The organism is Trichormus variabilis 0441 (assembly GCF_009856605.1).
GTDB classification, from domain to species: domain Bacteria; phylum Cyanobacteriota; class Cyanobacteriia; order Cyanobacteriales; family Nostocaceae; genus Trichormus; species Trichormus variabilis.
In genome coordinates, this window is record NZ_CP047242.1 from 1,472,640 (window position 1) to 1,498,699 (window position 26,060).

At 41.1% G+C, this 26,060-nt stretch carries 19 protein-coding genes; 11 read left to right on the forward strand and 8 right to left on the reverse strand.

The window, feature by feature from the left end:
- Window positions 1–61: 61 nt before the first annotated feature.
- The 3 genes from GSQ19_RS05835 to GSQ19_RS05845 form a co-directional block, all read right to left on the reverse strand.
- Complete coding sequence (locus tag GSQ19_RS05835; protein WP_011317031.1) at window positions 62–856, reverse strand: Tab2/Atab2 family RNA-binding protein; 795 nt, start codon at window positions 854–856, stop codon at window positions 62–64.
- A 171-nt stretch (window positions 857–1,027) separates the two neighbouring features.
- Window positions 1,028–1,366: a P-II family nitrogen regulator gene (locus GSQ19_RS05840; protein ID WP_010996475.1), complete on the reverse strand. Its 339-nt coding sequence runs from the start codon at window positions 1,364–1,366 to the stop codon at window positions 1,028–1,030.
- Window positions 1,367–1,757: 391 nt separating this feature from the next.
- Complete coding sequence (locus tag GSQ19_RS05845) at window positions 1,758–2,351, reverse strand: hypothetical protein (protein ID WP_011317032.1); 594 nt, start codon at window positions 2,349–2,351, stop codon at window positions 1,758–1,760.
- A 281-nt stretch (window positions 2,352–2,632) separates the two neighbouring features.
- On the opposite strand from GSQ19_RS05845, the gene gloA reads away from it, so the two are divergent.
- From gloA to GSQ19_RS05880, 7 genes are all read left to right on the forward strand, one after another.
- Window positions 2,633–3,070: a lactoylglutathione lyase gene (gloA, locus tag GSQ19_RS05850; protein WP_011317033.1), complete on the forward strand. Its 438-nt coding sequence runs from the start codon at window positions 2,633–2,635 to the stop codon at window positions 3,068–3,070.
- 586 nt (window positions 3,071–3,656) lie between these two features.
- The gene (clpB, locus tag GSQ19_RS05855; RefSeq protein ID WP_011317034.1) at window positions 3,657–6,287 is read left to right on the forward strand and encodes an ATP-dependent chaperone ClpB; all 2,631 of its coding nucleotides are present in this window, start codon (window positions 3,657–3,659) and stop codon (window positions 6,285–6,287) included.
- Window positions 6,288–6,613: 326 nt separating this feature from the next.
- Window positions 6,614–8,590 carry a molecular chaperone HtpG gene (htpG, locus tag GSQ19_RS05860; RefSeq protein ID WP_011317035.1) on the forward strand — a complete coding sequence of 659 codons (1,977 nt, stop codon included), beginning with the start codon at window positions 6,614–6,616 and terminating at the stop codon, window positions 8,588–8,590.
- Between the two features lie 278 nt (window positions 8,591–8,868).
- Window positions 8,869–9,105, forward strand: coding sequence for a 50S ribosomal protein L28 (gene rpmB, locus GSQ19_RS05865; protein ID WP_011317036.1), 237 nt, complete (start codon window positions 8,869–8,871; stop codon window positions 9,103–9,105).
- Between the two features lie 1,226 nt (window positions 9,106–10,331).
- A complete protein-coding gene (locus GSQ19_RS05870) occupies window positions 10,332–11,525 on the forward strand; it encodes a hypothetical protein (protein ID WP_011317037.1) in 1,194 nt (397 codons plus the stop codon).
- A 466-nt stretch (window positions 11,526–11,991) separates the two neighbouring features.
- Entirely contained in the window at window positions 11,992–12,675 is a 684-nt protein-coding gene (locus GSQ19_RS05875) for a Crp/Fnr family transcriptional regulator (RefSeq protein ID WP_011317038.1), read from the forward strand.
- Between the two features lie 568 nt (window positions 12,676–13,243).
- Entirely contained in the window at window positions 13,244–15,028 is a 1,785-nt protein-coding gene (locus GSQ19_RS05880) for a M61 family metallopeptidase (RefSeq protein WP_011317039.1), read from the forward strand.
- Between the two features lie 494 nt (window positions 15,029–15,522).
- Here GSQ19_RS05880 and apcB read toward each other — a convergent pair whose 3' ends face one another.
- The gene (gene apcB / locus GSQ19_RS05885) at window positions 15,523–16,032 is read right to left on the reverse strand and encodes an allophycocyanin subunit beta (protein WP_011317040.1); all 510 of its coding nucleotides are present in this window, start codon (window positions 16,030–16,032) and stop codon (window positions 15,523–15,525) included.
- A gap of 359 nt (window positions 16,033–16,391) precedes the next feature.
- Between apcB and glnA the strand changes: the two genes are divergently transcribed.
- Window positions 16,392–17,816: a type I glutamate--ammonia ligase gene (gene glnA, locus GSQ19_RS05890; RefSeq protein WP_011317041.1), complete on the forward strand. Its 1,425-nt coding sequence runs from the start codon at window positions 16,392–16,394 to the stop codon at window positions 17,814–17,816.
- 162 nt (window positions 17,817–17,978) lie between these two features.
- Here the strand turns inward: glnA and gifA are convergent, their stop codons facing one another.
- A complete protein-coding gene (gene gifA, locus GSQ19_RS05895; RefSeq protein WP_010996485.1) occupies window positions 17,979–18,182 on the reverse strand; it encodes a glutamine synthetase inactivation factor IF7A in 204 nt (67 codons plus the stop codon).
- 255 nt (window positions 18,183–18,437) lie between these two features.
- On the opposite strand from gifA, the gene GSQ19_RS05900 reads away from it, so the two are divergent.
- Entirely contained in the window at window positions 18,438–19,493 is a 1,056-nt protein-coding gene (locus GSQ19_RS05900) for a class I SAM-dependent methyltransferase (RefSeq protein ID WP_011317042.1), read from the forward strand.
- A 426-nt stretch (window positions 19,494–19,919) separates the two neighbouring features.
- Here GSQ19_RS05900 and patX read toward each other — a convergent pair whose 3' ends face one another.
- Together patX and GSQ19_RS05910 are read right to left on the reverse strand one after the other, a co-directional pair.
- Window positions 19,920–20,153, reverse strand: coding sequence for a heterocyst-inhibiting protein PatX (patX, locus tag GSQ19_RS05905; protein ID WP_011317043.1), 234 nt, complete (start codon window positions 20,151–20,153; stop codon window positions 19,920–19,922).
- Between the two features lie 85 nt (window positions 20,154–20,238).
- A complete protein-coding gene (locus GSQ19_RS05910) occupies window positions 20,239–22,026 on the reverse strand; it encodes an FAD-dependent oxidoreductase (protein ID WP_011317044.1) in 1,788 nt (595 codons plus the stop codon).
- A 437-nt stretch (window positions 22,027–22,463) separates the two neighbouring features.
- Here GSQ19_RS05910 and GSQ19_RS05915 point away from each other — a divergent pair, with 437 nt between their 5' ends.
- Window positions 22,464–23,264, forward strand: coding sequence for a zinc metalloprotease (locus tag GSQ19_RS05915; RefSeq protein WP_224311994.1), 801 nt, complete (start codon window positions 22,464–22,466; stop codon window positions 23,262–23,264).
- 9 nt (window positions 23,265–23,273) lie between these two features.
- Here the strand turns inward: GSQ19_RS05915 and GSQ19_RS05920 are convergent, their stop codons facing one another.
- Complete coding sequence (locus tag GSQ19_RS05920) at window positions 23,274–24,731, reverse strand: serine/threonine-protein kinase (protein ID WP_011317046.1); 1,458 nt, start codon at window positions 24,729–24,731, stop codon at window positions 23,274–23,276.
- 227 nt (window positions 24,732–24,958) lie between these two features.
- Here GSQ19_RS05920 and GSQ19_RS05925 point away from each other — a divergent pair, with 227 nt between their 5' ends.
- Window positions 24,959–26,017 (forward strand): zinc-dependent dehydrogenase, encoded by a 1,059-nt coding sequence (locus tag GSQ19_RS05925; protein WP_041455898.1) that lies wholly within the window; start codon window positions 24,959–24,961, stop codon window positions 26,015–26,017.
- Window positions 26,018–26,060: the final 43 nt, after the last annotated feature.

Genomic DNA, 26,060 nt, shown 5'->3' on the forward strand with positions numbered 1-26,060 from the left:
TTTTTGTACATCAATACTTTGATGGAGCGATTTTTCATCTATTTGGGTGAGGTAGCCAAGATTATATTGCTTGCAACAACCAAAAGCCAGTGTAAGTCATACCTGAATCATCAGGCTGTACTAATAAAAAATGTAATCCCCGACTTTGTTTTTGGCGTTGTTCATAAACTTTTGCAGCCGCCTTTACTTCTGCATCTTCAAAAGTAACTAAAATCCATCTATCCACCAAACCAGCTTCCAGTATCAAACCATCAGGCGCACCAGCAATATAATTCAAGGCTACTGGGCGGGTTTGGGCAATCCATCTAGCTAGATTTAGCGATCGCCTACCACCATAAATTACCACACCAGGAATTGCCACTGTTGATGCCAAGCCTAAATTAATGGGTTTGAGGGGTTCTGGTAAAGATAAAATGGGGATTGGGCGATCGCTAAACAAATCAACGACGTCACCCGCTTGGATGCTAGCAAAGCGCCACTCATCACCCCATAAGTTATCTGGTAACGGTGTTGGTGGTGGCTTATCTATTGCTATGGAATATTGCTTTTCTTGTAACCATTGTTTCAAAGCTGGGGTTTGGCGTTGCGGTTCGACATTAATCCCCAAATTGCGTCCAGCAGCCTCAATCAAACTCAAAGACTGGGGGCGAAAAACTTGGATAATATCTGGTAGTTTTTCACCTGCTGCTAATTGAATTTGGCTAGTCAACCAACTGGAATTAGCTTCTGACTGGGGACAAGTCGCCGTATACTCGAAACCACGATTTACATCACAAATTAATAACTCCCACAAGATTTTTCCGTCTAAATCTTGCTGAGGACTGCGATAAAAATCTGCTTGCCAAACCAGAGTCATGATCTACTCTCTTACTCAACGGCTGTAATCACGCCTGCTTTTCAGTATTACCATAAAATTCTTAACTTTATGTTTTGAGTAAAAAATTTCTGTAGAGACAGCGATTGAACGCGTCTCTACCAAGACTCAGCACGAGCAGAACGCTCTGCTAACACTAACAATAATCGCTACTTACACGGCTTCTGTATTCTTCTCTCCAGTACGAATCCGAATTACTTGTTCTACGGGTGAGATGAAGATTTTACCATCACCGATTTCGCCTGTACGAGCAGCAGCAATGATTTTGTCAACAACCATATCAACTTGGTTATCTTCAACTACAATCTCCACCTTCAGTTTTTGCAGAAACTCCACAGTATACTCAGAGCCGCGATAGCGTTCTGTCTGTCCTTTCTGCCGTCCAAAACCCCGGACTTCAGAAACAGTCATACCCACAATACCAGCATTGACTAAAGCGATTTTCACTTCGTCTAGCTTAAATGGGCGGATAATAGCTTCTACTTTTTTCATTGCATTGACTCCTAATTTCTAGTAGGTTCGTTTATATATCTAACCAGATCCAATGTCTGACACTTTCACATTCGCCTTATTTTAAAGACACTTATGAGAATTGCAACTTTTTTTAACCGTATCTGCTCTGTATGAGCGGTTTAGGAATCGGGGTTGAGTTGGGCATATCAAAATGCTATTTTCCGCAAAAACTTGCGATGTAGTCCGTGTAACTTTTACCAACGATTAAATAAAAGCAGCGATTCAAAAACTAATTTTAGATATTTAGCACAAATAAGAACAAACCAAAACGGCAGTGAGAATAACGAATATACAGCATCGTAGAAACCAAATCTTAGATAAGAATCTGATGACACAAATTTCCTCTACTTCTACCTCTTGACTCCTCGCACTAACGACTTTGGTGTTCAAATAAAGGGCGGACAATTAAATACCCAGCACCAAAAGCACTCAGCATAATTAATAGGATACAGACAGCCAACCACCAACTGTTAAGTTCTTTAGCCTTTGCTTTTGAAGCAGACAGAGGTTGGTAGACCATTTCCTGCTCTGGTATCAAAACCGTATCTGGCGTAGGAGAGATAATTTGTGTGATAGGTACAGAAAACTCAGCGCGACGGTTCTTGCTGTTTGGTGCTTCAGGAACGACTGGTTGTCGTGAACGCACCGCTTGTGGGCGTGGTTGTGCCTGTATAGATGGGTCAATAGTCGGTTTTTCTATCTCAGGATGAAAACCTGAGACTTTATAATCTACCACTTTTTGCAGATGTAAAAAAGACTGCACGACCTGACTAATTTCATGTCGCAGTATTTGATTTTCTTGCGCTAATTGTTGATTTTTTGCTGTCAGCGCATCTAACTTGTCTTGTGTTGCTTTTAATTCAGCAGCCAATTCCCGATATACGTACAGGGGTACGGAGGAGGAATAGCTTGGAGAATTTGGTTTTGGCTGATTACTGTTAACCGAACCTGTGGTTGTTCGCATCGGTTGTTTGGTATCAAAAATGAATTAATCCGAGTATCAGAGATGGTATCAAAAGATAATCGCTTCTGAAACTAGCCCAAGAATAATAGAAAAATGCTCGGAGTGCAAAGATATCTAAATTTACACCTTTGGTCAATGGGTAATAGTAGGGATGTTGTATACAACTTCTGTACATTATTTTTGCCCCCTGCTCCCTTGCCTCTGCTCCTCCCTAATCCCCAATCCCTCTGTACAATGTTGGCAGAAATCAATTTTTTACAGAAAACAACCTTAAGGTGATTATGCGTTTACTACATACAATGCTACGGGTGGGTAACCTGGAAGAGTCCTTGAAATTCTACTGTGATGTCCTGGGCATGAAGTTACTACGGAGAAAGGATTACCCAGGAGGAGAATTTACCCTAGCTTTTATTGGCTACGGTGATGAGAGCGATAACACAGTTATAGAACTAACCTACAATTGGGGAGTTGATAAGTACGAATTAGGTAATGCTTACGGTCATATTGCCCTTGGTGTAGATGATATTTATGCCACCTGTGAGTCTATTAAAAATCAGGGCGGTAAGGTGGTTAGGGAACCAGGGCCGATGAAGCATGGCTCGACTGTGATTGCTTTTGTCGAAGACCCAGATGGATACAAGATCGAACTAATCCAGTTGAGTAATCAAAGCGAGACAGTCAAACAGGATTCATCAGAACAGCTAGTGAAACAGGGTTAGAGAGTAGAGGGTGATGAGTACTCAGTGGGGAGTCAATAAAATTACCTCTTATTTTTTCCCTACTCCCTCATCTCCCCCTCTCTACCAAACTAAATATTTTTCCCAACACCATATTTCAAAGTAAGCTTGTGGCGGTGGTTTCGTTTTAAATTAGGAAATAGGTGGTGGATTGATAACTCCAATTTTGTTTGCCCGACTGCTACCGTATAAGTAGGCGGATAAGTATTGTGAGTATTGAAATTATTGTTTGGGGAGGGGAATCTAGAACTCAATCTGTGAGGAGTAACAAAAATTAAGTGTAAAGCTTTTGAGTCTAATGAGCTTTATTGAAGAATACCTCTAGATATAGCAAACATCTAACTTAATGCGCGTCTAAATTGTATAACCATTAATCAGGGCTGTTAGCTGTTAAGTGTCAACAGTCAACACCCCCCCACGATGGATTGTGCAACTTAAAAGCAGAATAGCTTAATCTAAATTCCCGCAATAGCTAATAAATTAGCCTTGAATCTCTTTGAATTGTCTTGGTCACTCAATTTATATACCCAAAATAAAAGTTTGGAATATTACATTAAAAATCGTAAAGATGCAGCCTACAGATCCTAATAAATTTACTGATAAAGCCTGGGAAGTAATTGTCAAATCTCAGGATATAGTTCGGGCATATCAACAACAACAGCTAGATGTTGAACATTTAATTCTGGCTCTGATAGAAGATCCTACTAGTTTAGCTGTGCGGATTTTGGGTCGTGCAGAAATTGACCCGATTCGCTTACAACAGCAATTAGAAGCTTTTACCCAGCGTCAACCGAAAGTAGGCAAAAGTGACCAACTTTACCTCGGTCGCAGCTTGGATGTTATGCTCGATCGCGCCGAGGAAATTCGGGAGCGAATGAAGGATGGCTACATCTCTGTAGAACATATACTTTTAGCTTTTGTGGATGATGAACGTGTTGGTAGGAAGGTCCTCAAAGGCTTTAGTGTAGACAGTGCCAAGATAGAAGCGAGTATCAAGGCTGTTCGTGGTAGCCAAAAAGTGACAGACCAAAATCCAGAATCTCGTTATGAAGCCTTACAGAAATTTGGTAGGGATTTGACAGAACAGGCAAAATCTGGAAAATTAGACCCAGTTATTGGACGAGATGACGAAATTCGCCGGGTAATTCAGGTGTTATCTCGCCGGAGCAAAAATAATCCCGTCTTGATTGGTGAACCTGGGGTTGGTAAGACAGCGATCGCCGAAGCTTTGGCACAGCGTATAGTTAATGGAGATGTCCCGGAATCTCTAAAAAACCGTCAATTAATCTCTTTAGATATCGGGAGTTTGATTGCTGGGGCAAAATATCGAGGCGAATTTGAAGACCGATTAAAAGCCGTCCTCAGGGAAGTTACGGAATCCAACGGTAATATTGTTTTATTTATTGATGAACTACATACCGTCGTAGGTACTGGTTCTAACCAACAAGGAGCAATGGATGCGGGTAACTTGCTCAAACCCATGCTGGCGCGCGGAGAACTGCGGTGTATTGGGGCGACGACCTTAGATGAGTTTCGCAAGTTCATCGAAAAAGATGCAGCCTTAGAACGGCGTTTTCAACAAGTGTACGTAGACCAACCAAGTGTAGAAAATACGATTTCTATTCTGCGGGGGTTGAAGGAACGCTACGAAGTCCACCATAATGTGAAAATCTCTGACTCTGCACTGGTAGCCGCAGCAACTTTATCAGCACGTTATATTGCTGACCGCTTTCTACCAGATAAAGCCATTGATTTAGTCGATGAAGCCGCCGCCCAATTAAAAATGGAGATTACCTCCAAACCAGCAGACTTGGAAGCCATTGACCGCCGTTTGATGCAGCTAGAAATGGAAAAGCTGTCCTTGGCGGGAGAGGAGAAAGTTGCAGCACCAACTAAGGAACGTTTAGAGCGAATTGAGCTAGAAATCACCAATTTAACCGAAAAGCAGCAAGATTTAAACAACCAATGGCAAGGTGAAAAGCAGGTATTAGAAGCTATTAGTCTGTTAAAGAAAGAAGAAGACGCTTTAAGGGTGCAGATTGAGCAAGCAGAACGCGCCTATGATTTGAATAAAGCGGCGCAGTTGAAGTATGGCAAACTGGAAGGAGTACAGCGCGATCGCGAAGCTAAAGAAGCAAAACTCTTAGAATTACAAAGCCAAGGTTCTACCCTGTTGCGTGAACAAGTCACCGAAGCCGACATCGCCGAAATCGTCGCCAAGTGGACAGGTATCCCTGTAAATCGCCTGTTGGAATCAGAACGGCAAAAACTCCTACAACTAGAAAGTCACTTACATCAACGGGTTATCGGCCAGCAAGAAGCAGTGGAAGCAGTTTCCGCCGCCATTCGCCGCGCCCGCGCTGGGATGAAAGACCCCAATCGCCCCATCGGCTCATTCTTATTCATGGGGCCGACAGGGGTAGGTAAAACCGAACTCGCCCGCGCTTTAGCCCAGTTCCTCTTCGACTCCGATGATGCTTTAGTGCGCTTAGATATGTCCGAGTACATGGAAAAACACTCAGTCTCTCGCTTAGTCGGCGCACCTCCTGGTTATGTAGGCTACGAAGAAGGTGGACAACTTTCGGAAGCAGTCCGCCGCCATCCTTATTCTGTAGTGTTATTGGATGAAGTAGAGAAAGCCCACCCCGATGTGTTTAATATTTTATTGCAAGTGCTGGATGATGGCAGAATTACTGATTCCCAAGGTAGAACAGTAGATTTTCGCAACACCGTCATTGTCATGACCAGTAACATCGGTAGCGAATATATCTTAGATGTGTCTGGTGACGATACCAAGTATGACACAATGCAGAATCGGGTCATGGATGCCTTGCGATCGCACTTCCGCCCCGAATTTCTCAACCGCGTTGATGATACAATCCTCTTCCATGCCCTCAGTCGTAGCGAAATGAGCCACATCATCCGTATTCAACTCAAACGGGTGGAAAGTCTCCTGAGAGAACAAAAAATCTCCTTTGAAATCTCCGCCGCCGCCTGTGATTTCCTAGTAGAAAAAGGCTATGACCCAGTTTACGGCGCACGCCCCCTCAAACGAGCCATCCAGCGAGAAATCGAAAACCCCCTCGCCACCAAGATATTAGAAAACACCTTTATCTCCGGTGACACCATTTACATAGACCAAGGCGAAAATGGTTTAAGTTTCACTAATAAAGCACCAGTAAAAGTTTCCATCCCCTAAAACAAAACATCCTCAAAAATTCTCCCTCTGCGCTAACCTCCCTTCTCTTCGAGAGGCTACGCCAACGGGTTCACCAGTCGTCTACGGAGGGAAACCCTCCTACAACGCTGGTTCACCGCGCCCCTCCGCGTTTCAATAACAGGTAGGGAAATCCGAATCACAGCTTGGGGGCAAACAATCCAGGTAAAAAGCTGCGATCGCTTAAACTATAGCTTGAAAATCTTCACTGGTATCACGCTCTTTTATATCCTGGGCATCTACCCATGATCGTAAAAGGCTAAGATGTCTTGACTACACAAATAGTTTCAGATACTAAAATCAAAATCATGCTAGAGCAAGGCACCATCAGTATTCATACTGAGAATATTTTCCCAATTATCAAAAAATCTCTCTACTCAGACCATCAAATTTTCCTGCGGGAACTAGTATCTAACGCTGTAGATGCCATCCAAAAGCTGAAAATGGTATCTCGTGCTGGAGAATATGCAGGAGTAGTCGAAGAACCAGAAATTCAACTCGCCATCGACAAAGATAAAAAAACCCTGTCCATCACCGATAACGGTATCGGTATGACAGCAGAGGAAGTCAAAAAATATATTAATCAGGTCGCTTTTTCCAGTGCCGAAGAGTTTATTCATAAATATGAGGGAAAATCAGACCAGCCAATCATCGGTCACTTTGGTCTGGGCTTCTACTCCTCCTTTATGGTGGCGCAGAAAGTAGAAATTGATACTCTGTCTTATCAAGAAGGCGCGCAAGCTGTTCACTGGAGTTGTGACGGTTCCCCAGCATTCACCTTAGAAGAGTCACCCCGCACCACTCGCGGTACTACCATCACTTTGACTCTGTTACCAGACGAAGAAGAATATTTAGAATCTGCGCGGGTGAAAAACCTGGTCAAGACTTATTGCGACTTCATGCCAGTACCCATCAAACTGGATGGTGAAGTATTAAACAAGCAAAAAGCGCCGTGGCGGGAGTCTGCAAATAACCTAACGAAAGAAGATTATTTAGAATTTTACCGCTATCTCTATCCTTTTCAAGAAGAACCCTTGTTGTGGGTGCATTTAAATACCGACTATCCCTTTATTATCAACGGGATTCTGTATTTTCCCAAGATGCGCCCCGATGTAGATGTTACCAAAGGACAAATCAAACTATTTTGCAATCAAGTTTTCGTCAGCGATAACTGCGAAGAGATTATTCCCCAGTTTCTCGTACCCATGCGGGGTGTAATCGATAGTACGGATATTCCCCTTAATGTATCACGTAGTGCCTTACAAGGCGATCGCACAGTCCGCAAAATCGGCGATTATATAGCCAAAAAAGTAGGCGACAGACTCAAAGAACTGTACCGCGATGACCGTGAACAATATATTAGTGCCTGGAAAGATTTAAGCACCTTTGTCAAATTTGGTGTTCTCAACGACGAGAAATTCAAAAAGCAAGTCGAAGATATCGTTATTTTCCGCACCACCTTTAAATCAGCACCACCAGCCGAAACACCAGCCGTTGAAGTACAGTCCCAAGAAGGTGATGTTTGGCAAGATGTCACCCCTACTTCCGACTCCCCCACACCAGGCTTACCATACACAACCCTGAAAGAATACTTAGAACGCAACAAAGAACGCCACGAAAATCGCGTCTTCTACAGCACCGATGAAGCAACCCAAGCCACGTATATCGAACTACACAAAAACCAAGGCTTGGAAGTGCTGTTCCTCGACTCCTTCATCGACACCCACTTTATCAACTTCCTAGAGCGGGAATATCAAGATGTCAAATTTACACGGGTAGACTCTGACTTAGATAATACCTTACTCGAACAAGACAAAACTGGAGAAATTGTTGACCCCACAACAAATAAAACCAAGAGTGAGGTAATCAAAGAGTTATTTGAGAAATCCCTGAATAAACCTAAAGTCAATATTCGCACAGAAGCGCTCAAGTCTGATGATCCTCAAGGTACACCACCGGCGATCGTTCTCTTACCAGAATTTCTGCGCCGCATGAGGGAAATGACCGCTATGATGCAGCAGCAAAATACCGAGTTTCCCGAAGACCACATTTTACTAGTGAATACAGCCCATCCCCTAATTCAAAACTTGGTAAATCTCAACCAAGGCGCAATTATTCAAGGCGACGGACAATCATCAACAAATCCCCTAGTAAACTTAATCTGCCAACACGTTTATGATTTGGCGCTGATGTCTCAAAAAGGGTTTGACGCAGACGGAATGAAATCTTTTGTGGAACGTTCCAATGAAGTACTCACCAAGCTGACACAACAAACCAAAAATTAGCAACCCATCTTGTAAGCAGTATTGCTAGGGTGTTTTAGTGTGCGTTACGGACGTTAGTCCTAGCGCACTCAACCTCTATGATGGCGTGGAATAAAGCGGCATTAGACACACTACACAAATTTATTTTGAATTGTGCGGCAATTCTTACGTGGAGGTTTCCTTCACCCACGCCTTCCAAGACGAATTTGGAATTTTGAATTGATGTAACCCCAATATTCGTCCCAGAGCTTCTAAAATAGAAAGGCTGTACTTAAATAGTAATCTGGAGATACAACATAATGTCTCGTCGATGTGATCTTACTGGTAAAAAGGCAAATAACGCTTTTGCTGTTTCCCACTCCCACCGTCGTACCAAACGCTTACAACAAGCAAATCTGCAAAGCAAGCGCGTTTGGTGGCCAAGCGGCAACCGTTGGGTCAAACTAAAGCTATCTACCAAAGCCATTAAAACCTTAGAAGTCAAAGGTTTAGAAGCAATGGCAAAAGAAGCTGGGATTAACCTCAACCATTACTAAACTTCTCATAATAGGTTGGGAATTTGCTAATTTTATTTTCTGGTTAATTTCCGTATCTTCAGAAAATACCTAATTAAAATTGCCCTTGGTGCCACATTTTCTGCCTCAAAGACCTATGTGGGTGAATCATAAACCCACATAGTCTTAAGATTATGAAGTATCAATTTAGCCTCAATGCCCTTGCTTACCAGTAAGCTAATGCGCGTCTAAATTGCATAAATACTAACAAGGGCTGTTAACTGTCAACGCTCAATGGTCAACAGCCCTTACGATGGATCTGGCAATTTAAAAGCAGAATAGCTCATCAGCATCAGTCTATATATTACCTGATAACCATTGCAAACAAAGTTTTGCTAATTTATAACCATGTAAATCAAACCTCTACAATCACCCAGAGGCTTATCAACAGATTTACAAAACGTAATTCGTGGCAACCTTAAATCTTTAACAGAGGACTGTTGGACGATACACGAAAAAGCGCTCATAGTTTTACTTACCAAGCGCTTCTCGTGTAAGTTTATACCATCTTGCTTATCATATGTAACACTTGAAATTGCAGTAAGACTTTCAGGAGAAGCATTAGAGCAATTCACTGTAACAAACGTTTAAGTTTAGAGGTATCACTCCTTGCACTAATACAGAATATCTTTTTTCGGATAAAAATAAGCGGTTGATGAGTACCAGTTTCTAAACTGACCCTAGCCAAAAATGCTTTATTGTGCATAGTGTGAAACAAACTAATCGAAATTGTTAGAAAAGCCGAGGCGAGTATTTTTTACTCAGAACTCGCCAAAAAATTTTTGTGGCATTTTGGCAACTAAGACTGTGTTGTAGCAGTTTAAATAAGATCACAAGAGGGTCACGGGATAGTAGAACTTCAGCTAAGGGATAAATGTTACCTAAAATCACCCTTAGGATGCCCACCCTATCGCCAGTTGTTGATTAGGTGCTGTAGATTAACGCTACATAGATAGAAAGTAAAATCTCAGCACTGAATCACCGCTTCACTACAACTGGCTAAAAATCCACTAGATAACATATAAGTAGCTATGTCGATTTGATACTGGCGAAAATTCAATACAATTGAGGATTTGCACTCAAGACTTACTAAGTCAAACTTTTTGAACAGTGAATGTGGCTGTAATCTACTGAACTCAGTATATTTATTTACTGCCAAGTGCCGAAGAGCAAAATAGAATATAAAGAAACACTAAGCAAGCAAACCTATGTGGTCTTCACAGGGCAAACCAGCTGACACCGGAGCCAATGGACAACAATTGCTCAACACAACTCCAACTAATTGGGAGCAGGAGTCCGAACGAGAGCAAATATTCCAGCTAATTGATAGCATCTTGCCCTTTGAGGTTTGCCTCTACCACCAGATTTTGCCTTTAAGGTGCCAAAATGACCGCTTATCACTGGGTATGGTAAATCTAGGAGATAGCGCCGCATTTGATTACGTAAATCGCATCGTTTCATATATTAACAGCACAATCGAAACTCAAGAAATCGCTGCTGAACTTCATCGCGCAATACTTTCCGCTTACCTCAGCTATAAAAATACATCCACTCCAGAGGTAAAACCAGCAGAAAAACCCGAAGCAGACGAGATTTTAGCCGAGAGCGTAAACACCATGCTTAATCTACCTAACGCCACAACCCCCTCACCGGAAGTTCAGCAGTTACATAAATCGTCTGAGTCATCAATAAATGTTTCTGTGTCTTACAACTCAGAGAAGGATTCTCAAACTAAAAATGATTCTTCACAAGTCATTGTTCAACAAGAATTGCCAATGCCTCGGCTGAGTGATGTAACTGTTTTACAAGTGCAAGCTCCAGAACTATTCAGCCCTATTGAATCACTACTCAATTTACCCTCTAGGAAGCTATTGGAGGAATTGCTGGGACGAGTTTTAGGTGGGGGGATTGGTCGCTTATATCTGGAAAGACAACCATATAAAGGGAGAATTATTTGGAGTGACAATGGAGTCTTACAGTCTGTATTGGAAAATTTACCCCTCTCTGTTTTTCAAGGCGTACTTAATGAATTAAAGCGTTTTGCAGGGTTTCCTCTTAGTACACTCGCAGAACCACAACAGATAGAGAAGGAATGCCAATACCAAAACAATAGTTTATTATTACGCATACGTGTAATGCCAGGAATAAATGGCGAAGAGGCCACACTGCAAGTACTAAGGGGGGCAGCTCTAAAATTTTATCAGCAGCAGCAATTAGATCGTCTGAGTCGAGATGCCATAGGAATTTCTCAACAACTCACCTATAAGTTGCATGAATTACATCAACGATTACTGTTGAATCCTCACCTCAAAGCCGAGCAATCAGAGGCTTTGTCTACCCTTACTCGAATAGTTGAAAACTTAGGCCAAAAAGTCACAATACTGACGGCAAATAATCAATGACTATCAGACAGAGAATCATCGTGCTGTCAGTAAAACCTCTGATTTCGATCTTTACCATAATTGTTATGTTGTAATGACCAACCAGACTATCTTTTACAGAGCTTCTGGTTAACACTTGGCTAATTAGACATTGATAATGTTTGTGGGAGTTGGTCATCAGGAATGGTAAATAGCAATTACCCTTCAGACTTTCTTATGAGACGCTCCGCCAACCAGCAGTGTCTCTTCAAGAACGTTATGAGCGCTCAGTTAACTTCAGAAATTCACGGCGGAAATCCATAGTTATTATTACTTATGACCAAAACTAAATTACTATGGCGGCTTGTTTAATATAGGTTCTGTGTTCTGAGAAATGACTTTTAAACTCCCACTAATTTCTTTCTCATCTATTGCTATATTTCGACTTTAAAACTTATAGTAGATGGCTTAATTCTCAAATAACAAGTTCATTTTTAGTAGATATTTCATGCAAACTGAGGTTTTTAGTGATATTTTCCCCTTATTGAGTACAGCCACTCCACAAACCTTAGAATGGCTACTCAATATTGCAATTGATCATGAATATCCCACTGGCAGAGCAGTTTTAATGGAAGATGCCTGGGGTAATGCCGTTTATTTCGTTGTCTCTGGATGGGTAAAAGTCCGGCGTACCTGCGGGGATGATTCTGTAGCTTTAGCAATTTTAGGAAGGGGTGATTTTTTTGGAGAAATGGCGATTTTAGATGAATCTCCCCGCTCAACAGATGTAATTGCTCTTTCACCAGTCAAGTTACTCAGTATTTCTAGAGAACGTTTTATTCAAATTTTATTTAAAGACCCACAATTGCATCATAGAATGCTGCAATTAATGGTGCGACGATTACGACAAATTAACCAACGTTTACAAATCCGTTCTTCACCACCTGCTGTGAAATTAGCCCATACCTTAGTTAGTTTGGGTGAGAGCTATGGTCAAGAATCAGAACAAGGTAGGGAAATTTTTAATATTCCTTTTAAGGACTTAGCAGAAGTTACAGAAATCGGTGTTGAAGAAACTAGCAAAATTATGGATAAATTGCACGATAAAGGGTGGATAAAAATTGACAGTGCTAATAATATTATCTATTTGATCAATTTCAAACAACTGCTGAATTTAGCTGGAAAAGTCTAATAAAAACATTGTTGTTCAAACTGTTTTTTATAGTTTGTCCTCAGCACTAAAACACCTGAGATTAGAGGACTAACGTCTTCATGTAAGCATATTAAACGAACAATACAAGCGTATTTATACTTGCAAATGTAGTTTAATGGATACTATGTTATTTTGAAATACTGATATAACTAAGGTGCAAAAAGGGTTTAGGTATTGGATCTTAGAAAAAAGTATTCCGGCTTCTGCTTACTGAATTATTATGTAAATATTAAATTTTGAGTATACGTTAACGAAGTTTAACGTAACATAATTGAATGTCATGTTTATTTGATAAATAACCTCTGAGAAATGTATTTTTAATGCTGTAGCAAGTCTGCGCTAAAAGCGTAAAGTCCAGCAATTGCAAGCTATAGAGACTTTTCTTTTAGTAGACTGAGTAATGTTGCCCGTGTCATAGCTCATAGCATTAATGCACCTCTAAATACTGAGTCTGCATTGCTTAACTATTGACTATTGACCAGTAACTATTAACTATTAACTATGTATGGATTGACTTTTGACTCAGAACTATCACTCTTAACTACAGATGACTGAAGCGACAGCACCTCGTATCGATATTGGCGTTCAGGACACCGTGCCGACGATTAATTATTTGGTGGCAATGCCCCAACCAGAGACGCATCTATTTGAGGTGAGTTTGCAAATCGTAAACTATTCATCACCAATTCTTGACTTAAGAATGCCGGTGTGGACACCAGGATCATATTTGGTGCGAGAGTACGCCAAGAATTTACAAGATTTTACTGCTTTTGCAGGAGATAAGATTTTACCTTGGCGGAAAATCAGTAAAAACCACTGGCAAATCAATAAAGGTGATGTGTCAGAAGTAACGGTGCGTTACCGCATTTTTGCAAACGAACTATCAGTGCGGACAAATCATTTAGATGCTACCCACGGTTATTTTAATGGGGCAGCACTGTTTTTTAGACTACCAGGATGGGAAAACTTACCAATTTGTGTGACTGTCATACCACCGTATCCCCAATGGCGGGTAACTACTCCTTTACCTACAATTGGTGAGCAATCTAATACTTTTTATGCTGCTGATTTTGATACCCTTGTAGATAGTCCTTTTGAGATTGGTGAACACCAGTTATATCAGTTTGAGGTGTTAGGAAAACCTCATGAATTGGCCATCTGGGGACAAGGAAATTGTCAAGTGCAGCAGCTAATTAGCGATACCCAAAAAATTATCCAAGTAGAAGCACAGATGTTTGGCGGATTGCCTTATGAGCGATACGTCTTTTTGCTGCATTTATTTGCTCAAGCCTACGGTGGTTTGGAGCATAAAAATAGCTGTTCTTTGATTTATCAGCGTTTTGGCTTTCGCTCCCAAGATAAGTATGAACGCTTCATTCAATTACTAGCGCATGAGTTCTTCCATCTATGGAATGTTAAGCGAATTCGTCCCCAAGCCTTAGAGGTATTTAACTACGACCAAGAAAATTACACACCATCTTTGTGGTTCTGCGAGGGAACTACCAGTTATTACGATCTACTAATTCCTTTACGAGCAGGCATTTATGATGCCAAGACTTATTTAAATTATTGGAGTAAGGAGATCAGTAGGTTACTTACAACACCAGGGCGGAAAGTACAAACACTTTCTGAGTCGAGTTTCGATGCTTGGATTAAACTTTATCGCCCAGATACAAATACCGGTAATTCGCAAGTCTCCTATTATTTGAAGGGGGAAATGATATCTTTGCTACTAGATTTGCTGATTAGAGCGCGGTATCGTAATCAGCGATCGCTTGATGATGTGATGCGTCAAATGTGGCAAAAATTTGGTCAAGCTGAAATCGGCTACACTCCAGAACAATTACAGGCGGTGATCGAATCAGTGGCTGGAGTCGATTTGACGGATTTCTTCGCACGCTATATTGATGGCACGGAAGAATTGCCCTTCAATCAGTACTTAGAACCTTTTGGCTTGCATTTGCTAGCAGAGAGAGAAGAAGAACCTTACTTAGGGGTGAAAGTAAACACGGAAAATGGTCGGGAGATGATTAAATTTGTTGAGGTTGGTTCGCCTGCACAAATGGCAGGAATTGACGCAGGTGATGAGTTGCTGGCTATTGCGGGTATCAAGATCACAGCCCATCAATTGAGCGATCGCCTTAAAGACTATCAAGCCAATGATACTATCCAGGTAACAGTTTTTCACCAAGATGAACTGCGTACCTATCCTGTAACGCTAGGAACACCACGTCCTACTAAGTATCAGCTACTGGCGATACAGAATCCTAACGCAACGCAGCAAGAAAACTTTGCTGCGTGGTTAGGTGCTGCCATCTCTACTGTTAGTTGATAACCACAGACCAATAACTCTTTTGTGTTCCCTGTAGTTCACAGTCAGGTGCGGAAAGAAACAACCTATACAAGTGAGGGAGATTAGTCAAGTTATGGCAGATAACTCTCCCTCATCCCCTTTCCAGATTCATTTTAAATTTCATTAATGGACATATTATTTATAACTTTTTACTAAACTTTACACAATTTAATTTACTTAAAATCTAGAGTAAATTTTTATGTTCAATTTATAACTGTTGATGGTTGACTGTTGACAGACTTGAAAGCCTTTTATTGTCAGGGTTTTATTTTAGCTACGGCTATATCTTTGTTTACCTGAATTTATACTCGAAAGATATTACGTAATACTTAAAAAAGTAAACGCACCTTGTCAATACAGCCAAAGTGCGTTGTTTGAAATCAGTTTCTTGATATTGAAAATCAACCAGACAACGAAAACTAGACAAAAAACAGATTGTAAATCATACCTCCTGCCTTTTGCCCCCTGCCTTCTTAAACATCTCGCTCGCTTAATTCACGAGTAATGTGGTCAAATGGCTCCTCAACAAAAGCAGCGTTGGCAATACCTGTACTTGCAACTTGTTCCTTGACCAAATCCTTGAGAATTTGTACACCGCGAACTGTAGGGCCAATGGGTACACCCAAAGAATTGTACGTTTCCCGCAAGCCTTGCAGCACCCGCTCATCTAAAACATTGGTATTACCAGCAACCAGCGCATAAGTAGCGTAGCGCAAGTAGTAATCCATATCCCGTAAACAAGCCGCTAGACGACGAGTTGTGTAGGCATTACCACCAGGACGAATTAACTCTGGCAGCTCTTCAAACAACTTAGAACCTGCTTGCTTGACCAGTGCAGCTGCATTGGAGTTAATTGCGGCGGCTGCTTGGACACGAGCCGTACCACTGTCAAAATAATCTTTGAGGGTATCGATCGCATTTCGGTCAAAATACCGACCAGCTACGTCATAATTCTTAATTAAGCTTGTTACTGCATCGCGCATTCCTTCTTCTCCCAATCTTTGCTATCTATGGTTTGATATTAATTTGGTTGCACTACGCACCAGTAAATTTTTGTGCTATTAAAAATAGATTCGGCACAAAAACAATCTATCTGTTACTTAAGGATTTTATGCCAAAGTTGACCCCTATGAGATTAACTTTCTCCCTTTTGTGCAGATGTCGAAAGAAAGGTTAATATTACCTGTAATCCAGACGTTCTGTAACAAAGACTACAAAACCATCTAATGTTTAGAATCTAGGATATTTCAGGTGTGTCATCAACTTTGTTCCGCTCAGTAGGGTTTAGATGCTTTGGCAGATTCTGGTTTGAATTTAAGAAATTGGCAGAGAAGGAGTAACAATGACAACCTCACAAGAAGTCTTGAAGAGAATTCAAGATGAAAAAATTGAGCTGATTGACCTCAAGTTCATCGACACTGTAGGTACTTGGCAACACCTCACCTTGTACCAAAACCAAATCGATGAAAGCTCCTTCACCGATGGCGTACCTTTTGACGGTTCCAGCATCCGGGGTTGGAAAGCAATCAACGAGTCAGACATGACAATGGTTCTCGATCCTAATACTGCTTGGATCGACCCATTCATGGAAGTACCAACCCTAAGTATTGTTTGTAGCATCAAAGAACCACGTACAGGAGAATGGTACAACCGTTGTCCACGGGTTATTGCTCAAAAAGCAGTTGATTATTTGGTTGCCACTGGCATTGGTGATACAGCATTTTTTGGCCCTGAAGCTGAATTTTTTATCTTCGATAGCGCCCGCTTTGCCCAAACCGCTAACGAAGGTTACTACTTCCTCGACTCTGTAGAGGGTGCTTGGAATTCTGGTAAAGAAGGTACAGCAGACAAACCCAACTTGGCTTACAAACCACGTTTTAAAGAGGGTTATTTCCCTGTTTCCCCCACAGATTCTTTCCAAGACATCCGCACAGAAATGCTGTTGACGATGGCGAAATTAGGCGTACCCATCGAAAAACATCACCACGAAGTTGCTACTGGTGGTCAGTGCGAACTTGGTTTCCGCTTCGGTAAGTTAATCGAAGCTGCTGACTGGCTGATGATTTACAAATATGTCATCAAGAACGTTGCCAAAAAATATGGCAAAACCGTCACCTTCATGCCAAAACCAATTTTTGGCGATAACGGTTCTGGTATGCACTGTCACCAATCTATCTGGAAGGATGGTAAACCCCTCTTTGCAGGTGACCAGTATGCTGGTTTAAGTGAAATGGGACTGTACTACATTGGTGGTCTTCTCAAGCACGCCCCAGCACTGTTGGCAATCACCAACCCCAGCACCAACTCCTACAAACGCCTAGTTCCCGGTTATGAAGCGCCAGTTAACTTGGCTTACTCCCAAGGTAACCGTTCTGCTTCCATCCGGATTCCTTTGTCTGGCACTAACCCCAAAGCCAAGCGTTTAGAGTTCCGTTGTCCAGATGCTACCTCTAACCCTTATTTGGCATTTGCTGCCATGCTGTGCGCTGGTATCGATGGTATCAAGAACAAAATTCATCCTGGTGAGCCATTAGATAAAAATATCTATGAACTTTCTCCAGAAGAATTGGCAAAGGTTCCTTCCACACCCGGTTCTTTAGAGCTAGCATTGGAAGCACTAGAAAACGACCACGCTTTCTTAACAGATACAGGCGTGTTCACCGAAGACTTTATCCAAAACTGGATTGACTACAAACTCGCTAACGAAGTTAAACAGATGCAACTGCGTCCTCATCCTTATGAGTTCTCTATCTATTACGACGTTTAATTAACACCTGTTAGCAATTTATATCTGAGAGTCAAAATATTGCCACCCATAAGGGTGGTTTTTTGTCTTCTGTAAAAATTATGTATAAGTACATTAGGGGAAGTAACTCATCGTTGAAATTACTTCCACTAATAACAACCATGACTTAAACATGAGTAAAACTTAGCTCATCGAAGCATTACTACGACCATAAATCGTGCGGGTGGTGGGATCGATCTTTCCTTGAGTTGGGTTCCAATAGTGGGACAGTTCTTCAGCAGGAAGACCGAGTTCTTGTGCGGAACGCATCAGCATGGATTGTTGACGATTCTTCACTTGCTGATATTGGCGCATCATAATTGCACGAGATTTTTCTTGAATAGACATACCACAGTCCTCCTAGTGATATTAATTGGATTTGACCCTTTACATAATTAATATAGCGAAAATTCTGTATCTTATGCTACGAAATTGAGCATCTGTTACAATTTTTAATATTATTGTAATTATTGATTGTGCTTATACCTATTTAAATGCAGCTATGACGGATTGCTTAAAGTACTTTTTCCGCAAGTAAACGAACTATTCGTTACAATTGTTTACATAAAATTTTTAAAAGTAATGGATTCCTAAGCAATCGTCATGTCTAATAATTTGACTAAGCTGACTTACCAAACTCTTCAACAGGGTAAAAATTACTTTGGCCTGGCTCACAAAACATTAAGCGCACAGTTAAAAGACATAGTTTATCCCACATTGAGGCAGACTAAACCGATACCCAGGGAGGTTATAACCAAACTGCAAGATAGATTCAATCAATTACTAGAAATAGATTGGCTGGAGGCTGAAAAAGAGGTGTATCCAGCAAGCTTGCTATTTGATAATCCTTGGGAAGATTTTTTCCGTTACTATCCTCTTGTATGGCTAGACTTACCGCAAATCTGGGAAAGAGTTCAACAAAAAAAATACCAAGATTTTTCTTCGGGTATAGAGACAGAAGGTTATCCTAGCTACTACGTACAGAATTTTCATCACCAAAGTGATGGCTATTTGAGCGATTTGTCAGCCAATTTATATGATTTACAGGTAGAAATCCTTTTTGGTGGAACAGCTGACCCCATGCGGCGGCGTATTCTGTCTCCTCTCAAGGACAGGCTAAAAGTATTTGATTCTGTATCACCAAGACAGATTCGCATTTTAGACGTAGCTTGTGGGACTGGGAGGACTTTGAAGCTGATTCGAGCGATTCTACCGCAAGCATCACTATTTGGTGTAGATTTATCGCCAGCTTATTTACGTAAGGCTAATGAATTACTCTCCCAAATTTCTGGGGAACTACCACAGCTTTTACAAGCAAATGCGGAAGAATTGCCTTACGTAGATAATTATTTTCATGCTGTGACTTCTGTTTTCCTGTTCCATGAATTACCTGCTACTGTGCGTCAAACAGTAATTGAGCAATGTTTCCGGGTGACAAAGCCAGGAGGAGTTTTTATTATCTGTGATTCTATTCAGATGAGTGATTCACCAGAAATGGCAGTGCTAATGGATAATTTCTCAGACACTTTCCATGAACCATACTATAAGCATTACAGTACTGATAACTTAGTAGAACGCCTAGAAAAAGTAGGGTTTGAAAATATTGAGGTGCAAGTCCACTTTATGAGCAAGTATTTTATTGCTCATAAACCATTTTAGAGCAATGAAGCATAGTAGCAGATTGCTATCTGGTTGATTTGCTATGTGAATAGAGTCCAAAAACTTGTCACACAATTACGGGATGGTCGAGGTTGCAGGATAAAAACCATCATAGTCAACTCTAGACCATCTCACAGGTAGGTAAAGCTGATTGAAATTGTAGATAGATGCCCTGTATTTGAATTCTTAACCTGAATGGTACTCCGTGAATCAAAGCAAAGATGACATCTTGCCTCAAGAGTAGTGATGCTGACAATTCAGGTGATGAATTACATTGGATTTGCCATCCCAGTATATAACTGCTGTACTTGTGCTAAAGAGGCTATTAAAAGTGTTGAAAAGTTTTTGTATTTGCTAATGCAAGACAAATACTCATTGTTCTACTAGACATAAAACCGCGATGGGTAAAGCCCCGACGTAGACGCGCTATACAGTAATCTGGACATGAATGGGGGATTCTATTAGACTTCTACGTCCAGTACCGCGATGTGGTTGGGGTTTTTCTGGTTGATTACGTTTGGGTTTAGATTTTAGTGAGATCATATTTTGTGAATTAGAGGAAGAAAAAGCGAAATTGTGATTAGCTATTCCCAGGTAATCAGAAACTAGGGAACCAAGTACTAGACTCGAAATTAAAACTGGAACAGCAGCACGCATCATAAAAGTCTCTTTGTAAATTCTCTTATCTATTGCTACTGAGTTTTATATAACGAGTCCGGAAAAATCTAAAAAAAAGTAGTGCTTTTTACTGAAAACCTATAAAAGTGTGCATTGTTTCAATATGTTCTACTAACAACCAATGACCGGAAGGGTTTAGACGACCCCGAACCGTCAAATGTTGCTTATCTGTCAAGGCTTGTAGCTGTTCATTAATATGCGATCGCAAAGTTACAAGCTGGTAAGTTTGTCCTAGATTAGCAGCCGGAGAAGCGATCTCGAATCTGTAATCCTGCTGATTTAAAACCTGAAAAATGCCTGTGAAGGAATCAGTTCCCCGTGTAAGTACTGGTTTGGCTTTTGAGTGATAGTACTGATACACAGAATCTGGGCAATTGCCGCTATCTGGATAAAGTTGAGGCTCTTTTAGATAATACATTTCCCATTGCAACCATTCCGGATGACCAGGTAGTAAATTAAATAAAGGTATGAGAGCTACAGGAGAGCGATTATCTTGTAACAACGCCTCTTGTAATGCTTTTACAGGTAAATCTCTTGGTTGACAGCCTAACTCTGCACACATAGCAGCCGCCATCCCCGCCGCTTGACCGATACCCAAAACTACAGGTTGTAATCTAGTCGCTCCATTCGCAATATGAGAAACAGAGATATTCTTTTCACAAACTAATAAGCCATCTGTTGTCGCTGGAACCAGACAACGATAGGGAATCGTAAAAGGTGTTCCCGTCCAACGTCCTCCCCAACGGATGGATTTAGGTTGTAGTGGCAAGTCAAACCCAGGATAGTGATGGTCATTGGCGTAGTTACCAATGGCGATGGTATCTGGAAACAAAGACGCTACCTTACCACCGGGAATTGGCAAAATGTCCTGTTCTCGAACAGTAGTTAGCCCCACCAAGCGCCGACTTTCTCGATAGTATGGGTGTAATGCAAATGCCGATGAAGCGTGAGGAAACACTTGCTCTGCCAAACCATAACGCCGACCAAGCTGAGTTTGGATGAAATGAGCAAAATTTTGGCTATGCCAATGAGATTCTTGGAAAAACTCACCCTTAGCTGCCGCCGATTCTACTAGCCTTCCTACTCCTTCGCCGTAGTCGTTACCACAAATAGGCCAGTTAATCATGAAAAGATTTCCTGGCAAACGCCCATAATTTAAGAATTGCTCTGCACCGTAGTTGTCCCAAGCACTAGCAAACAGTGCAGCATCATAATTAGGTGCAGGGGGAATTTCTGGCGCAACTGCTTCCCCAAAGTCCTGCATCACTACTACCCAAGTAGGCGATTGCACAGGATATCTTGCTGTTAGCTCATTAAAGCTACTTGGGGCGCTTGGTTCTCCCCACTCAGATTGCAATTCCCAGCCCCAACGGTAAGGGATATCTGCTAAAGCTAGTAAATCTCCTAACTCTGTACCGTCAATAGTAATCTTGGCTTGTACGGTAAAGTCTGCGAACCTGACACCAGTAATGGAATTTCCTTGCTGCAAAACTTCTAAAGGTACTTGTCCAGAAATCCAGTGCAGATTTGTTAGTTCCTGTACCCAGTCAGCAAGAATCTCGGCTCCAAAACGAGGGTCATAACTAAAAAAACTCACCCAGCTATTATCTAATCCCCCTGGTTGTCGCTGTTGTAATTCTTGTAAAAAAGCACCCCATAACCCCGTCTGAAACGCCATTAATTCATTACCATCAGGTGCAGATACCCCAGCCGCAGTTAACATTCCTCCTAGCCAAGGAAACTCACTTACCAAAATAGTTCTTGCACCTCTGCGCGCCGCTTGAATGGCAGCCGCAGTTCCTCCGGTTCCCCCACCAATGACTAAAACATCAGTTAAATAAGTTTGATTAACCATAAATAGAAATTTAAGTATTTTTAACCAGGATACATGTAAATTTATCTTGTTTTCCAAGTATTTGATGATGCACTATACCTGTATCAACTCATGAATAAATAATTTACTGATGAGCTTAAACCTCGTATTTGTACTGTGAAAAAACTATGTTTACGATGATAATATTGAATGAAATCGTCCAGCATCTTCAGTCAATTTAAATGAAATTATTATTGATTTTTTTATGGCTGTATGTCTCGATTTTTTGTCATGAAATGGGGCATTTCATCGTATCTAAAATGGTGGGTTTTCAGCCCTATTTAGTCATAATTGGCAGTGGTATGAGATTATGAAATTTTCATTTATTCAACTCTATAATTGAGTTAAGAATTATTCCAAATGGTGGCGTTACTTACACTTCTAACTTAAGGCTGGAGAAAGTAAAACATAAACTAGCTTTGATGTATTTAGCTGGGCCTGTAGTCAACGGTTGCTTTTGTTTATTTTTTAGTTTAGTTTATACCTACTATATTTCCCATCTTCAATTCCCTGGTTATTTAAGTATTGTAGGCTTTTTAGTATATGTAGAATTTTTTCTATTTGCTGAGAATCTGTTACCAATGGATGTTAATTCCTATGGCAGGGTGATATCAAATGATGGTAAAGGTTTTATTGATGCTTTAACCAAAACTGAACAGCAATTCATCCAAACAATTTTAGGCTTAGATAGATATATAAATAAGGAACATTTGTCAGGGGATTTATTTAACAATGATCTCGAAATATTACAAGTACTATATAAGGCTCATGGGGAATTTAATAAACACAATTTTTCGCAAGTAATTGATTTATTAGAACCAATTTTAGATTATCCGGATATTCTTACAAGAGACAAGCTTTATATCATTGATACCTTAGCCTCTATAATTATTAATCACGGAGAAAAACAATATCTAGATAAAGCTAATAAGTGGTCGGAGCAAGCGATGGAATTAGCGAGTGATATCAAGACTATTCAAGGAACTAGGGGAGCTATTCTTGTGGAGTTAGGTAGATATAGTGAAGGCAAAGAAATACTTTTACCTTTAACAGAAGTAGGTAACGAGGCGATTGATATAGCAGTTAGTTGTTGTTACATCGCTAAAGCGGATTATTATTTAGGTAATGATGATCAGGTCAAAGATTGGTTGAATAAGGCTGAAAAAATTGGTAATGTTCATCTAATTTTGCAGAGAGTCAAGCAGGAAATAAATTATTAAGATTGAAAATTAAAAATCCTTGAGATTCTTTAACAAAAAAACTAATACTGCACCGGAAATAATTCCACCTATCCAACCAAATAGGGTATTAACTAAAATCCACCAAACAGCTTGTTTAACATATGGCTTGAGGATAAACCATTGAATACTTCCCACTATCGGCCCAATCCACAGTAAGGAATATTCAGGATAATCGCCACACACGAGAACAGAAATACAAACGCCTAGTGTAGTTCCTAATACCCACTGCTTTTCAGATACAGGAATTTGCCGCCGCAATACCAGGGCTTGTATGAACCCGATTGTTAAACCCATTGTGGCAGCTACAGCTTGACTACTGATGATTATACCGAGTGGCTCGAAAATTTCATAAGCGATCGCCCCCACAATGCCGCCACCAACTAAACCGACGATATTAACTAGCACCCATTGCAAATAGAAACTTATGCCTACTTTTGACGATTTGGCAGTGGTGGGAGGAGGGGGGGCTATCAAATTTTTGGGGACTTCTTGACGATACTGGGCTGGGACTGCGGGTGGTGGAGAATACAAAGGAGGTTCGGCAACTGGCGGGGTATTAACATGATTTTTTACAGGTAAAGTCGGCTTAGATCCTGGTGATGGAGATGTTTGCGTTGGTGCATAAGCATTTCCCAAATTCTGCACCGCCGCTAAAGCCTCGACTGCTGACTGATAGCGTTGGCGAAAGTCGTAACGCACCATCCTATCCAATACATCCGCTAAATTTGGGCTTACCTGGACTAATTCACGCCAAATAATTTCTGCTGTTTGGATATCTTCTTGCAACTGATGAGGCATCAATCCTGTCAAAGCTTGAATACCAATCATACCCACAGCATAGACATCACTACTTAACCGAGGACTACCACGACTTTGTTCACTAGGCATATAACCGGCAGTACCAATACTCACGGTCATTTTAGTTACACCTTCACCATTCACCACCTGAGTACCGATTTGTTTTACTGCCCCAAAGTCAATTAGCACAACTTTGCCATCACTTTTACGGCGAATCAGATTAGGTGGTTTGATATCCCTGTGAATGACATTATTTTGATGAACAAAAGCTAAAGGTTGCAGGATGTTTTTTAATAGAGCAATGGTATAAGCTTCGCTCAATCGCTTTCCTGGAGTCAGTTCATCACTAAGAGGATGTCCATCGATGAACTGTTGAACCAGAAAAAACTCTTGATGTTCTTCAAAGTGTGCCAGTAGTTGGGGAATTTGGTCGTGGGTTCCTAATTTATGTAATAACTCTGCTTCCGATGCAAATAAACGCCTAGCGACTTGTAGAGTTATGGGATCATTAGCCGTCGGTTGGAGTTGCTTGACGACACAAAGGTTATTGTAAAGTTTAATGTCTTCAGCAATGTAAGTTTTACCGAAACCACCAGCACCTAAGACTTGAGTAATTTTATAGCGTCCGTCTAATAACTGACCCAACATACAGGCGATTACCTCCGGTAGTGCGTAGCCCATCGCACAGAAGATTGTCTGTATTTTAACCTCACTATTACATATGCCAAGCAATGAGTTTTACATAACTACTGGACTTGCTAGGTAGAGAAGTACCAGATTTTGTGCGTAATGTTGTGTCTGATAAATCTGAAACCTTGTAGCTGAACGTGGACGACTAATGTTAAATCTAGTAACGTTGAGCAGTGGAAACCAACGTGAAAGCACAGGTATTTCGAGGTGTAAATCAACTCTCTTATGAAGAGATCCCCCTACCGACGCTGGAACCAGATGAAGTGCTGGTACAGGTGCAAGTAGTCGGTTTGTGTCAGTCAGATATTAAAAAAATTCGTTATCCACTTTATGAACCACCACGCATATTTGGTCATGAAACAGCCGGGACTATAGCCGCAGTGGGTTCGCAAGTAAAAGGTTGGCAAGTAGGACAACGGGTAGCAGTCATGCACCACATTCCTTGTATGCGTTGTGCCTACTGTATGAATGATAATTTTTCTATGTGTGATGTTTATAAAAACATCTCCACCACCGCCGGATTTAATGCCAGTGGCGGTGGCTTTGCAGAGTATGTTAAGGTTCCGGGTCATATTGTAGAGAATGGCGGCTTAATCCCCATTCCCGACGAGATCAGTTTTGAAGAAGCGAGTTTTGTTGAACCAACCAACTGCTGTTTAAAAGCAGTTAAAAAAGCCCAGATTGCTCCAGGACAGACTGTTCTAGTAACTGGTGCAGGGCCGATTGGCTTGATGTTTGTTATGTTGGTGAAATATTTCGGAGCAAAAGCGATCGCCACCGATTTGCTACCATCAAGAATAGAAAAAGCCCTCAATGTCGGTGCAGAAGCCGCATTTGATGCCCGTGATCCCGATTTACCAGCCAAAATCCATGCCCTCACCAATGGACTAGGTGTAGATGTCACCTTGCTAGCTGTCCCCAGTGAAAAGGCTTTCTTTCAAGCCCTAGACTGTACAAGAAAAGGCGGCAAAATTTTATTTTTCGCTGAATTTCCTGATGAATTGGAAATTCCCATTAACCCAAATATTCTCTACCGTCGAGAAATCGACCTGATGGGCAGTTACAGTTCATCCTATCGCCTCCAAAATCTCTCGGCTGATATCGTTTTCAATCGCCGTATTGACGTGCAAGCATTAATTAGCGATCGCTATCCCCTAAAAGATTTATCAGCCGCAGTAGATCAAGCGATCGCCCCCACACCAGAAACTTACAAAATTCTGATTTATCCGAAAATTGGGGATTAGGGACTGGGGACTGGGTATTTTTTCCTCTGTCCCATATCTTTGC